Genomic DNA, 13,408 nt, shown 5'->3' on the forward strand with positions numbered 1-13,408 from the left:
GATCAGAACTTTGCGCCCACCTCGAAGATCACGCTGCGTGGCACGTAGCTGATCTCGCCGTTGTTGACGACGGTGATATCCGGGTCAAGCCGTCCGTTGCTGCCGAAGCTGTTGTATTCGTATTGGGTGAAGTTCTTGAAGTCGAACGCGTTGAGCACGTTTACCCGTGCGGTCAGCTTGAAGTCGCCAGCCACGGTGAAGTCCTTGGTGGCCTGCAGATCGACGGTGCGATAACCCCAGATCTTGCCACCCAGCAGGAACTTGCCGTTGCCCGGCGGGACGACGCCGACCTGCTGGCAGGTGCCGCCATCGGGATCGGTGAAGCCGTAGCAGGCAATCGTGTTGATCGGCTCGGGCGTAGCCAGCACCAGTTTGGCGCCGAAGGTGACGCCCCACGGACCATCCAGCGAGCCGGAAGCCACGAAGCGATGCGCAGAGGCAGCATCGGACTTCACGAACGGATAGTCGCGGATGGTGGCCTTGTCGAACGCAAACGGCTCGTCGATGTTGCGGTTCTGGCGCGCGCTGGTGTGGGTATAGGCCAGGTTCAAGCCCCAACCCGATTCCTTGGTGTAGGGCTTTTCGGCCGACAGCAATACCTGGCTGCTGCGCTGCTCCAGACCGTTGTCGCCGATGATCGTATTGCGATAGCCGGGCACCGGCTCGCCCCACGGCACGCCACCGTTGGCATCGAAATACGCGCCGTTCGGATAGCGGTTGACCAGGCTCATCACCAGGCCGTCGTAAGACAGGATGCGCTGGAAGGTGACATCGGTCAGCCAGTCGCCGACCTGGTTGCTGATGCCGATGCTGTACTGGTCGCTGTACGGGGTCTTGAGCTTGTTCTTGAACATGAAAAGCTCGGAGCTGTCGTTGGTGCCATCGATCGTATTGAGCTGATCGATACCGTTGAGAAACGCCGGATTCCATGGGGCGCAGACACGGTCGGTGCGGAAGCAGCCCTGGCCGCTGGCGGCATCGCTGAAGTACACCACCACCGGCGACAGCGCGGCCTTGACCGATTCCAGCGCCAGCTGCTCGAACAGATTGCGGTCGTAGGAACGGCCGGCACCGCCGTGGATCACCGCCGCCTCATCGCCGAACAGGTCGTACGAGAAACCCAGACGCGGCGCCCAGGCGTCCTTGAAGTTCTTGCGGTTGTTGCCGGTGCTGATGTACTCGGCCACGTTGACGCCGCTGGGCAGCAGGCGGTTGGCCCACGGCTGACCGGGGTTGGCCGGGTCGTCGGAATACAGCGCATCCACGAACGGCTGCGAGGTCACGAAGTCGGTATAGGCCGGGGTGTCTTCGTAGTCGTAGCGTACGCCGATGTTGATCATCAGCTTGTCGGTGGCGGCCCAGTCGTCCTGCAGATAGATGCCGTACTGCTTGGATGGCGATTCGACCACCGGCAGCTGGCCGGGATTGTCGAACGCACGGATATAGCGCACCTGGAACGGCACCGGCGCCACGCCGTTCTGGCCGACTTCGTAGCTGAATTGCGGATTGAGCGAGCTGGATTCGCGCGAGGTCAGCTTGATGTCGCGGTAGGTCACGCCGGTCTTGATGGTGTGCTCGCCGTGCCACTCCAGCGCATTGAAGGTCAGGTCGTTCTGGAACGACCAGCCTTTTTGGCTGCGCAGTTTGAAGTCTTCGCCGCTGGCGGCGCCGGTATTGAGAAACACCCACTGGCGCGGGTCGGCCTGGGTGCGATCGATGTAGGTGTAGATCGAACCATTGCCCACGCCGCGCGGCGTCGGCAGATTGCGCGAATCCTCGGTGGTGAGGATGGCTTCGTTGAACCAGCCATCGGCACTGTGCTGCCAACGCAGGCTGGTGCGCTTGTCCTTGTTGACCTTGTCCACTGCGCGGTCGGGCGCGTTCTGGCCGCCCACGTTGCTGACCTGGGTTTCGTCGCGGTACTGCGTGGCCAATTCGATGCGATCGTTGTCGGTCGGTTCGAAGTCGATCTTGCCGAAGTACAGGTCCTCGCTAAACGGCATGTTCGACGCGCCGTATTGATCGCGCAGGTTCGACGGCAACAGCCCGATGAAGGGTGTTGCTTCGGCACTGGGCTGCACGCTCTTGGGCGCGACGTTGTCCTTGCCTTCGTAAGCGAAAAAGAAATGCATGCGGTCCTGGATCAGCGGTCCGCCGATCGCAAACCCGTATTCCTTGGTCTGCGAATCGACCTTGCCGTCGGCTTCGTCCGGGCGCTCCTTACGCAGGTCCTGATTGGTGAAGCGGTAGAACGCCTCGCCGTGGAACTCGTTGGTGCCGGACTTGGTTGCCGCAGTGATGGCCGCGCCGCTGATCTGGCCGTACTCGGCCTTGTAGTTGGAGGTAATGACCTTGTATTCGCCGATCGCCAACTGCGGGAACGGATTGCCCTGGGTCTCGTCCTGGCCGGCAATGCCGCCGCCGGAGACGTAGCTCTTCTGGCTCACGCCATCGATGTACAGATTGCTGGAGCTGGCGTTGGACGCACCGCCGCGCAACTTGGTGTTGCCGTCCTGGTCGATGGTGAACACCATGCCCGGCACGGTGTCGGCAAATTCCAGGAAGTTGCGCGTGGCCTGCGGCAGCTGCTGGATCTGTCGCAACGACACGGTGTTGCCTACTTCCGACGTCTTGACGTCGCGAATCATCGGCGCGCTGACCGTCACCGTGTCCAGCGTGGTCGCATCGCCGGCAGGCGCTGCCGCCGCCTCCGTGCCGAGATCGACGGTGGCGCTGGAGGCCACCGACAGGGTCACCGTGCGGCTGGCACCGTTGGATTCAACCTTGTAGGTGCCCGGCTGCAAACCGACGATGGTGTAGTTGCCGTTCGCATTGACCGGTGCGCGTCGCACCGAGCCGGTGGCGAGGTTGGTGACGACGACCTCGCTGCCGCTTTGCGCGGACGCGACCTGGCCGCGCAACGTGGCGTTGCTGGACTGGGCCATGGCCGGGGTGGTGGCGAACAACGAGGCAGCCAGGGCGCAGCACAACAGGCTACGTGCGGGCAGGGTGGAGACGGTGCGGTGAGTCTTCATGACTTTCCCCCTCCCAGGGGTAAAGCGCGAACCAGTGAAGTGACTGGCGCGTCAGGTTGGTGCTTGGTGTGGACGGAACGGGTACAGCGGCAACAGACAGCAGAGACTGCAAACACAACAAAAAACGATCGCGAAGGAAGCGTGTTGCCTACAGCATCGCTCGCATCAAGCAACGCGCTGCGTGGACACACTGCCGATAAGCAAACTGCATGAAACCTGCAGGCGGCCCCTCCCCAGTGCAATGGGGCCGTGCAGTGATCGACGACGGGTTTGGCAACCAACGGCATCCGGCGCCGAGGCACCGGGCGCCGTCCAGCCAGCCGTTACCAGATGATGCGGGCGCTCATGAACAAGGTACGGGGCGGGGTGGACATCGCCCCGTACTGGTTGATGCTGACGCGCGGGTCGTAAATGCCGGCACTGCCCCAGTCGATGCTGTACTGATCGTAGTTGCGGAAGTTCAGCGCATTGATCAGATCGCCGCGCACCTGCACGGTCACCGCATCGGTGATGTGCATGTCCTTGGACAACGACAGATCCAGCTGGCGGGTGCCGAAGATGTCGCCGCCGGCGATGAACTTGCCACCGGGCGCATCCACCGAGACCACGCGGATATTGTCCGAATTCGGGCCACCGTACTGGTCGTAGGAGATCGCCTCGTTGCGCGGCGGCACCGTGGCCAGGGTCAGCTTGGCCGAGCCGCTGATGCCCCAGAACAGGTCGTAGATGCCGGTGAGCACCAGGCGGTGACGCGGCACCGCATTGAGGTCCAGGAACGGGTAGTCGGCGATGGTGGCCGCATCGAAACCGTAGCGATCGTCGTTGCCGCGATTGCCGCGTGCACGCGAGAAGGTATACGCCGCAGTCAGGCCCCAGCCGCTTTCCTGCGTGTAGGCCTTGTCCGCCGACAGCAGCAGCTGGCCGGTCTTGGTCTCCACCCCGTTGTTGCCGATGATCAGGTTGCCGAAGCCCCTGGGCGTCTGTCCGAATGCCTGGCCGCCGTTCTGGAAGAAATCGCCGTTGGCATAGCGGTTGCCCAGGGTGAAGATGAAACCGTCCTTGCTGTGGATATACGACACCGTCGCCGAGGTGTTCCAGTCGCCCAGCTGGGTACGCAGACCCAGCGAATACTGGTCCGCATACGGGGTTTTCAGATCGTTGTTGAGCAGATTGATCTCGCCGTTGCGCACGCGCGCGTCGACCAGGTTGCCCAGGCTGTCCGGGTTGCTCAAGAAGGCCGGATTGAAGTTGGTGCAGGTGCCGGGCGCAGGCGTGCAACCGGTGGATTCGGCAAAGCGGATCGTGTACTGCGCCAGCGCGGATTTGATCTGCTCCAGGCCCATCACGTCGAACAGGTTGCGGTCGTAGCTGCGGCCGGCACCACCGAACAGCACCAGCGACTCATCGCCACGGAAATCGTAGGAAAAGCCCAGGCGCGGCGCGAAGTTGTTGTTGTCCTGTTTGCGATTGCGGCCGTTGCTGATGTAGTCGTTGATGTTCACTCCGCCCTTGGCGAGCTGCTCGGCGTAGGTGGCACTCACCGCCGGATCGGTGCCGGCGCCGTTCAAGGCCGCCACCACTTCCGGCGGGGTCACGTTGTCCAGGTACGAGGGAATCTTTTCGCCATCCCAGCGCACGCCGAGGTTCAACTGCAGCTTGTCATTGACGTCCCAATCGTCCTGGAGGTACAGGCCCAGCTGCTTGCTGGTGGTGGTCACCGACGGCGCGGCACCGGCGAACGGCAGATTGAAGCGCACCTGGTAGGGCGTGGCCGCAGTGCCGACACCATCGCCCACTGCGTAGTAGAACGACGGGTTGGCCGCAGAGTTTTCGCTCTGGGTCAGCTCCACTTCCTTGTACTTCACGCCCATCTTGATGACGTGGTTGCCGTGCCACTCGAGGTTGTTGAAGGTCAGATCGTTCTGGAAGCTGGGACCTTTCTGGCCCTTGCGCTGGATCGCCAGCCCGCTGGTGGCGCCGTCGTTGAGCAGCACGTCGTCTTCGGCGATGCCGCGCGTGTACACGGTCTGGCTGCCCAGGGTGTAGGCGGTGGGATTGAACAGCACGTCTTCATAGGACACGCGCGCTTCGTTGACGTAGCGCTCGCCGTAATGCTGCCAGCGCAGGTCGAAGCGTTTTTCGGTATTGAGATTGATCTTGGAGGCGATCGCGGTGGTCTGGCCGCCGACGCTGTCGCGGCTTTCTTCGTCGCGATACTTGCCGGTGAGCTCCAAACGATCGTTCTCGCCGATATCCCAGTCGATCTTGCCGAAGTACAGGTCTTCGTTGAACGGACGCGTCACCGAGCCGAGCCGGCTCTGCACGCCGGCCGGCAGGTCATCGGCGAAGGTGCTGAAACGATCCGGTACGGCCACCGGATCGGCCGAGACCTCGAAGCCCTTGCCTTCGTAGCTGAAGAAGAAATGCGCCTTGTCCTGCACGATCGGCCCGCTCAGCGCAAAACCGTATTCGTCCTGGTGGGTCTTGCGCTTGTTGCCGTCGGCATTGGGTGCGCCGGCGCGCTCATCGGCCTGGCGCGCGCGGAAATCGGTATTGCTGGTGCGCCCGAAGATCTCGCCGTGGAATTCGTTGCCGCCGGACTTGGTCGAGGCCACGATCGCCGCCGAACCCACCTGGTCGAACTCGGCCTTGTAGTTGGAGGTGATGACCTTGTACTCGCCGATCGCCAGCTGCGGGAACGGATTGCCCGCGCTCTGCTCCTGGCCGGACACGCCGCCGAACAGGTAGCTCTTCTGGCCAACGCCGTCGATGTAGACGTTCACCGCCGAGCTGCCCTGCGCGCCGCCGCGGATCTGGCTGTTGCCGTTGGAGTTGGTCTCGAACTGCATGCCCGGCACGGTGTCGGCGAACTCCAGGAAGTTGCGCGTCAGCTGCGGCACGGTGCTGATCTGCTTCAGCGACACGTTGGTGCCCACTTCGGAGGTCTTGACCTCCTGCAGCGTGGTGGCGGTGACCTGCACCGCGTCCAGCGTCGTCGCATCGCCGGCAGGTGCGGCTGCGGCCGCGCCGCCCAGGTTCAAGGTGACCGACGAGGCCACCGACAAGGTCACGGTCTGCTCGCTGCCGGGGCCGGCGTCCACCTTGTAGGTGCCCGGAGGCAGGCCGACCAGCGCGTAGCTACCGTCGGCGCCGGTGGGCACGCGTCGGACGGCGCCGTTGGCGACATTGGTCGCGGTCACGGTGGTGCCGGCCTGTGCCGCGGCGACCTGGCCGCGCAACGTCGCGTTGCTGGACTGGGCCATGGCTGGCGTGCTGGCCAGCAACGAGGCGGCCAGGGCGCAGCACAACAGGCTGCGCGCCGGCAGGGTGGAGACAGTGCGGTAATGCTTCATGACTTTCCCCCTCCCAGGGGTAAAGCGCGAACCAGCGGAGTGGCTGGCGCGTCGGTATTACGTAAGGCGGGACAGCTGGCAACAACTGCGGGACTGCAAGCAACACAAGCTCAGCAAAGCGCGGTGGCGCGTCTCAGGTAGGAGGCGCAGCACGCGGCGCGCTGGAAGCGCGCACGATCAATTCGGGAACCATCTCGGAAAACGCCGGCGGGGCGGCATCGGCGGGCGGGGCGGGCGCATCGACCAGCTGCTGACCCAGCAACAGTTGCAATGCACGCGCGCCCAGCCCGGCGATATCCACCCGCATGGTGGTCAGCGCCGGCAGCACGTAGCGCGCCATCGGCACGTCGTCGAAGCCGGCCAGCGCGATGTCCTGCGGCACCTTCAGCCCGGCATGGCCGAGCGCGAACAGGCAGCCCAGCGCCATCATGTCGTTGGCCGCGAATACCGCATCCGGGCGCGTGTCCTGCGCCAGCGTCTGGCCGGCGCGGTAGCCGGACTCTTCATCGAAGTTGCCCGGCAGCACCCACGGCTGCGCCTGCGCATCCAGCGCCAGCTCGTCGCGGTAGCCGCGCAGACGCTCATGCGCGTCGAAGTTGTCGGCCGGCCCGGCGATGAAGGCGATGCGGCGATGGCCGCTGTCGCGCAGATGCCGCGTCATCAACCGCGCACCGCCGTAGTTGTCCACGTTGAGCACCGGGCGCTGGCTGGCCGTGCCGGCGCAGTTGAGCAGCACTGCCGGCAGGCCGCCGGGCAGGGCGTCTTCGTGCACGCCGGAGTCGCCCAGTGAGGGCGACATCACCACCACCCCGTCCACGCGCCCGGGCAGGCGTTCCAGCGCCTTGCGCTGCGCCTGCGGGTCGCCGTGCGAGCTGGACACCAGCAGGTGATAGCCCTGCTCGCGCGCTACCTGGTCGATGCCGCGGATCAATTCGGAAAAGAATTCGCCATGCAGGTCCGGCAACACCACCCCGATGGTGTGGGTGCGACGGCTGCTCAAGCTGCGCGCGGCGTGATGCGGGATGTAGTGCAGCGCACGGGCGACCTGCAACACGCGTTCGCGCACCGACTCGGCCACGTGCTGATGCCCGTTCATGGTGCGCGAGACCGTGGCCACCGACACCTGCGCTTCGCGCGCGACATCCTTGATGGTGACGCTACCGCCTTCGGACCTTGGTCGACTCATGCTCTCGCACTCCCCAAAACAACGCGCCTGGCGCCGCGCGCCGGGTCAGGGCGCATGGTCCGCTGGCGCAGAACATTCGTGCCACACATGCACATGGATGACATCGGCCCCGACCGATGGCGATCTCAGAACGAGATGGCGCGCACGCTAGCAGGAACTGCAAGCGCTTACATGATGCGCTGCAGCATTGCAGCAAACGCAGGCGGCACAAGGGCTCGCAGCAAATGCCTGGACAAGTTTGTCCGGATAAGACAACAGCGGTCAATGTCGGACACTGGACGACAACATGCCTGGAACTACGAAAATCTAACGTTTTCCACCGTACCCGAGCGCACGGTTGTCGCGCGCCTTGCCGCCAACCCATTCAGACAGCAAGATGCGCCGATCGATCAGGGGAACATCGTGCGCATGTCGCCATCCACCGTCCGCGCCGGCCGGTTCCAGTCCATCGCGTGGGTGCTGCTGGCGGCGCTATGCGCCAGCAGCTGCCAGCGCAGCGACCCTGCCGCTGCCTTGCCCGGCGCCACCGCCGAGCCGGCCGCGGCGATGCAGTCGATGACCATGCCATTGCGGCGCAACGATCTGGTTGCCTATGCGCGGATCCGGGTCACGCCTGCCCAGTACACCCAGCTGGAAGCGGCCTGGCGCAGCGGTGCCAGCCGCTGGCCGCTGACCGAGCTGCCGCTGCCCAACGAGGTGGGCAACCTGCTCGGCACGCTGTCGGCGCCCGGTGCCGAACGCCAGCTGCAACAGGCCTTCGATGCGCAACTGGCCGGGCAGGCGCAGGGCATCCGCCAGGCCGCGCAGTCGCTGGGCCAGTTCGGCGTGCAATACCTGCGCAGCCGCAACGACTACCAACCCGAGCAGCGCGCGCATTACGTGCAACTGGTCGATGCGCTGAGCGCCTGGGCCGCCACCGCGCCGCTGGCCGATCGCGCGCGCGCCAGGGCCAGCATCACCGACCTGGTGACCGCCGCCCGTGCCACCGGCATCGGCTCGGATGCCGATCTGCAGCGGCTGGGGATGGAGGAGAGCCTGCGCCGGCTCGGGCCGTTCTGGGCCGCGGCCAAGCAGGTGCTGGCGCGTTACGGCCTGTCGCTGGACAGCAGCCTGGATGCGCTGCGCACCGGCCTGATCAAGCAGGACGGCGACCGCGCCCAGGTGCGGTTGCGCTATCCGCTGGCCGCGCACGACATCGACCTGAGCATCGCCCTGATCAAGCGCGATGGCCACTGGTACCAGCAGCAGACCCAGGACGAGGTCCAGGCGCTGCTCGACGCCGCGACGCCGGCCGCGCCCGTACCCGATGCCGCGGCAACGCCTGACACCCCGGCGGCCGCGTCCGCCACGCCCGCCGCCACCGGGCAGCGCCCGGCTGGGCGATAATGACCGTGATGCCAGAACAGAATCCCCTGCCGTTCCCGGACGGCCAGCCCGCCCCGCCCAGCGCTGCCGCCGCCGATCTCGGCGCCACGGCCGCCGCATTGCCGACCGCCACACCGGTTCCGCCGGAGGTTGCGCCGTCGATCGCGCCTGCCGTCGCCGTTGCCCGCAGCGCCAAACGCCCGTGGTGGGCGCGCCTGCTCGGCCGCCTGGCCGACCCCTGGCTGAGTCTGACCATCGAACCGGACCAACCGAGCCGCTACGACGACGGCACGCCGGTGGTCTACGTGCTGGAGGACTACGGCCTGTCCAGCGCGCTGATCCTGGACAAGGCCTGCCGCGAGGCCGGGCTGCCCTCGCCGCTGGTGCCGCTGCCGGGCGACCCGCTGCAGCGCAAGCGCGCCTACCTGGCGCTGTCGCGGCGCAGCAGCAGCAACTCGCTGATCCCCGAGCAGCGCGGCGGCAAGACCCACTCCGATTCGCTGGCCAAGCTGTTGCAGGCGCACCGCGTACGCGCCGACCTGGACGTGCACCTGGTGCCGGTGTCGATCTTCGTCGGCCGCGCGCCGGACAAGCAGAGCGGCTGGTTTGCGGTGCTGTTCTCGGAAAACTGGGCGCTGGTCGGCCGCTTCCGGCGCCTGCTGGCGGTGCTGCTCAACGGCCGCACCACCATCGTGCGCTTCGCCCCGCCGATCTCGCTGCGCCAGACCATGGCCGAAGGCCTGCCGCCCGAGCGCACCCTGCGCAAGCTGCAGCGCGTGTTGCGCACCCACTTCCGGCGCATCCGCGAGGCGGTGATCGGGCCGGACCTGTCCACCCGCCGCCTGCTGGTGGACCAGGTGCTGGCCGCCGACTCGGTGCGCGAGGCCATCGCCACCCAGGCCCGGCGCGACAGCAGCAAGCCGGTCGATGCCTGGCGCAAGGCGCATGCCTATGCGTGGGAAATCGCCGCCGACTATTCCAGCCCGGTGGTGCGCTCGGCCAGCTTCCTGCTCACCCACGTGTGGAACCGCATCTACGCCGGCGTGCTGGTGCACCACCTGGACAAGCTCAAGCAGGCCGCGCCCGGGCATGAAGTGGTCTACGTGCCCAGCCACCGCAGCCACATGGACTACCTGCTGCTGAGCTACCTGCTGTACGAACGCGGCATCGTGCCGCCGCACATCGTGGCCGGCATCAACCTCAACCTGCCGGTGGCGGGCACGCTGCTGCGCAAGGGCGGCGCGTTCTTCATCCGCCGCTCGATCAAGGGCAATGCGCTGTATTCGGCAGTGCTGAGCGAATACGTCGCTCAACTGGTGGCCGGCGGTTACTCGATCGAATACTTCGTCGAAGGCGGGCGCTCGCGCACCGGCCGTCTGCTGCAGCCCAAGGGCGGCATGATCGCGATGACGCTGCGCGCCTACCTGCGCCAGCCGCGCAAGCCGGTGCTGTTCCAGCCGGTCTACATCGGCTACGAAAAGCTGATGGAAGGCAACAGCTATCTGGACGAGCTCACTGGCCGGCCCAAGGAAAAGGAATCCATCTGGGGCCTGCTGTGGTCGATCCCCAAGGTGCTCAAGCAGAACTACGGCCAGGTGGTGGTGAACTTCGGCGAGCCGATCGCGCTCAACGACGTGCTGGCCAAGCACGCCCCGGAGTGGGATGGCCAACCGCTGCCCGACGACGAAAAACCCACCTGGCTGGCACCGGCGGTGGACACGCTGTCCACGCAGATCCAGACGCGCATCAACTGTGCCGCAGACGTCAACCCGATCAACCTGCTGGCGCTGGCGCTGCTGTCCACGCCCAAGCACGCGATGGGCGAGGCCGACCTGATCGCGCAGATCGAGTTGTGCAAGAAGCTGCTGGCGGAGATGCCGTATTCGGACCGCGTCACCGTCACCCCGCACACTCCGGCGCGCATCATCACCCATGCCGAAGAGATCAACGTGCTCACGCGCGTGTCGCATCCGCTGGGCGATGTGCTGAGCGTCAGCGGCGACACCGCGGTGTTGCTGAGCTACTTCCGCAACAACGTGCTGCACCTGTTCACTGCGTCCTCGTGGGTGGCCTGCTGCTTCCAGAACAACCGCCGCATGAGCCGTGCCGGTCTGCTGCGGCTGGGTCGCACCGTGTACCCGTTCCTGCAGGCGGAGTTGTTCCTGCCGTGGAGCGAGGACCGCTTTGCCGAGCGCATCGAACAGACCATCGACATGTTCGTGCGCGAGGGCCTGCTGCTCAACGTCGCCGATGACGATGGTGGCGTGTTGACCCGCAACACCGGGCAGACCGATGAAGTGTTCCGCCTGCGCGCGATCGGCCATTCGCTGCAGCAGGCCTTCGAGCGCTATTACATCGCCATCTCGGTGCTGGTGAAGAACGGCCCCGGCGTACTAGGCGCCGGCGAACTGGAAAGCCTGTGCCAGCAGGCCGCGCAGCGCCTGAGCCTGTTGTATGCCCCGGCCGCCCCGGAGTTCTTCGACAAGACCCTGTTCCGCAGCTTCATCCAGAAACTGCGCGAGCTGCGCCTGGTGTGGCCGGACGAGAACAGCAAGCTGCTGTTCGACGAGCGCCTGGACGCCTGGGCCAAGGACGCCAAGTTCATCCTCGGCCGCGAACTGCGCCACACCATCGAGCGGGTCAGCCCCGAAGCGGTCAAGCCGGGTGTCGTGCTGCCACCGGCCGAGTAAGGCGGCGGTGCAACCGCCATCGTCTCCCTGCAGTACGTGAGGGTGAGCCAATGGCAGGTAAGCGCCGACGCCCTGACGCTTCCCTTCTCCCACCGGGAGAAGGTGCCCGAAGGGCGGATGAGGGGCGGTCAGCGCCCGAATCATCCAGCGCTGCAGCAGATCAAACCAACGACGCGTGCACTCCACCAACACGCAGAACTTCACACAACAGTTCCGTCCGTTTCATCCGTCTCTTGCAGCCCTGCCGATAGCATCGCGTCACCTTTCAGCACGATCGGGCGCGTTGTACGACAGGCGTGCCCGGCAGGAGATTTCTCATGCGCGCAGCCATCCATACCCGATTCGGCGACCCCGCCCAGGTACTCGAACTCGGCGAACGGCCCACGCCGCAGCCCGGCAAGGGCCAGGTCCGCATCGCGATGCGTCGCTCGCCCATCCACAACCACGACCTGTGGACGGTGCGCGGCAATTACGGCTACAAGCCCGAGCTTCCCGCGATCGGCGGCAGCGAAGCGGCTGGCGTGATCGACGCACTCGGCGAAGGCGTTGAAGGCCTGCAGACCGGCCAACGCGTCGTCGCCGCCGGGGTGCACGAAAGCTGGGCTGAGTACTTCCTGGCCGATGCCGCCGGCGTGGTGCCGCTGCCCGATGCGCTGGACGACGACCGCGGCTGCCAACTGATCGCCATGCCGCTGAGCGCGCTGATGCTGATCGAGTTCCTGCAGGTCGATAAAGGCGACTGGATCGTGCAGAACACCGCCAATGGCGCGGTCGGCAAGACCGTGGCCATGCTCGCCGCCGCGCGCGGCATCAACGTGATCAACCTGGTGCGCCGCGATGCCGGCGTGGACGAGCTGAAAGCGCTGGGCATCGGCAACGCAATCTCCACCGCGCAGGAAGGCTGGCAGGACACCGCCCGCGCGCTGGCCGGCGACGCACCCATCGTGCGCGCCATCGACTCGGTCGCCGGCAGCGCGGCCGGCGAGTTGATGGCGCTGCTGGCCGAAGGCGGCGAGCTGGTCTCGTTCGGCTCGATGACCGGCGAGTCGTTGCAGATTTCCAGCGGCGATGTGATCTTCAAGCAGGCCAGCGTGCGCGGCTTCTGGGGCAGCAAGGTCATGGCCGCCACCAAGCCGGAAGACAAGCGCCGCATGATCGGCGAACTGCTCAAGGCCGCCGTCGATGGCAGCCTGGCCTTGCCGGTGGAAGCGGTGTTCGATCTGCAAGATGCCGCCAAGGCCGCCGCAGCAAGTGCCGAACCGGGACGCAGTGGCAAGGTCCTGCTACGCGCGGGCTAGGGCAAGGGCGCGACTCGCTAGCAGGCCGCATTTAGCCCCAAAACACAGAGGCAAAGCCCCTCTCCCCCCGGGAGAGGGGTTGGGGTGAGGGTAAGGCCCAAGCGACCAACCCGACGAGCCTCAGCTAAAGCCCGCGGTGGCCATCAGACAAACGCTGCCTGCATCACTCAGTGACCCAACTGCCTATCCCCGCGCTGCCGATACCAACAATCGCAAAGCAAACCCAAGCGGCCGCACGCACCAACCTCACGCCGGCTCGTCAGGCACCAGCTCCATTTCCAGCCGCGTAATGCAGTCCTTGAGATGCAGCTTGCGTTTCTTCAAGCGCTTCATCTGCAGCTCGTCGTCCATGTTCGCGGGCACGCGCTGAATCTCCTCGTCCAACGCGCGGTGGGCGCGTCGTAACTCGGCGATCTGCTCGGCAATCTCGGCGGGTGAGAGGGTTTCCACGGCTCCGAGCATACACAAACCCGTCCCGGCC

General features: G+C 65.8%; 7 protein-coding genes. 3 read left to right on the forward strand and 4 right to left on the reverse strand.

Annotation, left to right across the window (positions count from 1 at the left end):
• Nucleotides 1–2: 2 nt before the first annotated feature.
• From NYR97_RS09100 to NYR97_RS09110, 3 genes are all read right to left on the reverse strand, one after another.
• Nucleotides 3–3,035, reverse strand: coding sequence for a TonB-dependent receptor (locus tag NYR97_RS09100; protein WP_316697625.1), 3,033 nt, complete (start codon nucleotides 3,033–3,035; stop codon nucleotides 3–5).
• A 323-nt stretch (nucleotides 3,036–3,358) separates the two neighbouring features.
• Nucleotides 3,359–6,388 (reverse strand): TonB-dependent receptor, encoded by a 3,030-nt coding sequence (locus NYR97_RS09105; RefSeq protein ID WP_316697626.1) that lies wholly within the window; start codon nucleotides 6,386–6,388, stop codon nucleotides 3,359–3,361.
• A 133-nt stretch (nucleotides 6,389–6,521) separates the two neighbouring features.
• Nucleotides 6,522–7,574 (reverse strand): LacI family DNA-binding transcriptional regulator, encoded by a 1,053-nt coding sequence (locus NYR97_RS09110; protein ID WP_115041004.1) that lies wholly within the window; start codon nucleotides 7,572–7,574, stop codon nucleotides 6,522–6,524.
• 408 nt (nucleotides 7,575–7,982) lie between these two features.
• Between NYR97_RS09110 and NYR97_RS09115 the strand changes: the two genes are divergently transcribed.
• The 3 genes from NYR97_RS09115 (at nucleotide 7,983) to NYR97_RS09125 (ending at nucleotide 12,927) form a co-directional block, all read left to right on the forward strand.
• Complete coding sequence (locus NYR97_RS09115; RefSeq protein WP_316697627.1) at nucleotides 7,983–8,960, forward strand: hypothetical protein; 978 nt, start codon at nucleotides 7,983–7,985, stop codon at nucleotides 8,958–8,960.
• Nucleotides 8,960–11,629: a glycerol-3-phosphate 1-O-acyltransferase PlsB gene (plsB, locus tag NYR97_RS09120; protein WP_316697628.1), complete on the forward strand. Its 2,670-nt coding sequence runs from the start codon at nucleotides 8,960–8,962 to the stop codon at nucleotides 11,627–11,629. The genes NYR97_RS09115 and plsB overlap by 1 nt, the downstream gene beginning before the upstream one ends.
• Before the next feature lie 317 nt (nucleotides 11,630–11,946).
• The gene (locus tag NYR97_RS09125) at nucleotides 11,947–12,927 is read left to right on the forward strand and encodes a zinc-binding dehydrogenase (RefSeq protein WP_316697629.1); all 981 of its coding nucleotides are present in this window, start codon (nucleotides 11,947–11,949) and stop codon (nucleotides 12,925–12,927) included.
• 246 nt (nucleotides 12,928–13,173) lie between these two features.
• On the opposite strand, the gene NYR97_RS09130 is transcribed toward NYR97_RS09125, so the two are convergent.
• Nucleotides 13,174–13,377 carry a YdcH family protein gene (locus NYR97_RS09130; protein WP_023905744.1) on the reverse strand — a complete coding sequence of 68 codons (204 nt, stop codon included), beginning with the start codon at nucleotides 13,375–13,377 and terminating at the stop codon, nucleotides 13,174–13,176.
• Between the last annotated feature and the right edge of the window lie 31 nt (nucleotides 13,378–13,408).

Origin of the sequence: Xanthomonas hydrangeae (assembly GCF_032697525.1) — a bacterium.
In the GTDB taxonomy this organism is placed as follows: Bacteria; Pseudomonadota; Gammaproteobacteria; order Xanthomonadales; family Xanthomonadaceae; genus Xanthomonas; species Xanthomonas hydrangeae.

Excerpts from the sequence above, each read along its gene's own strand:
- NYR97_RS09100 (WP_316697625.1), bottom strand. The coding sequence starts at position 3,035 with ATGAAGACTCACCGCACCGTCTCCACCCTGCCCGCACGTAGCCTGTTG.
- NYR97_RS09105 (WP_316697626.1), bottom strand. The coding sequence starts at position 6,388 with ATGAAGCATTACCGCACTGTCTCCACCCTGCCGGCGCGCAGCCTGTTG.
- NYR97_RS09110 (WP_115041004.1), bottom strand. The coding sequence starts at position 7,574 with ATGAGTCGACCAAGGTCCGAAGGCGGTAGCGTCACCATCAAGGATGTC.
- NYR97_RS09115 (WP_316697627.1), top strand. The coding sequence starts at position 7,983 with ATGTCGCCATCCACCGTCCGCGCCGGCCGGTTCCAGTCCATCGCGTGG.
- plsB (WP_316697628.1), top strand. The coding sequence starts at position 8,960 with ATGACCGTGATGCCAGAACAGAATCCCCTGCCGTTCCCGGACGGCCAG.
- NYR97_RS09125 (WP_316697629.1), top strand. The coding sequence starts at position 11,947 with ATGCGCGCAGCCATCCATACCCGATTCGGCGACCCCGCCCAGGTACTC.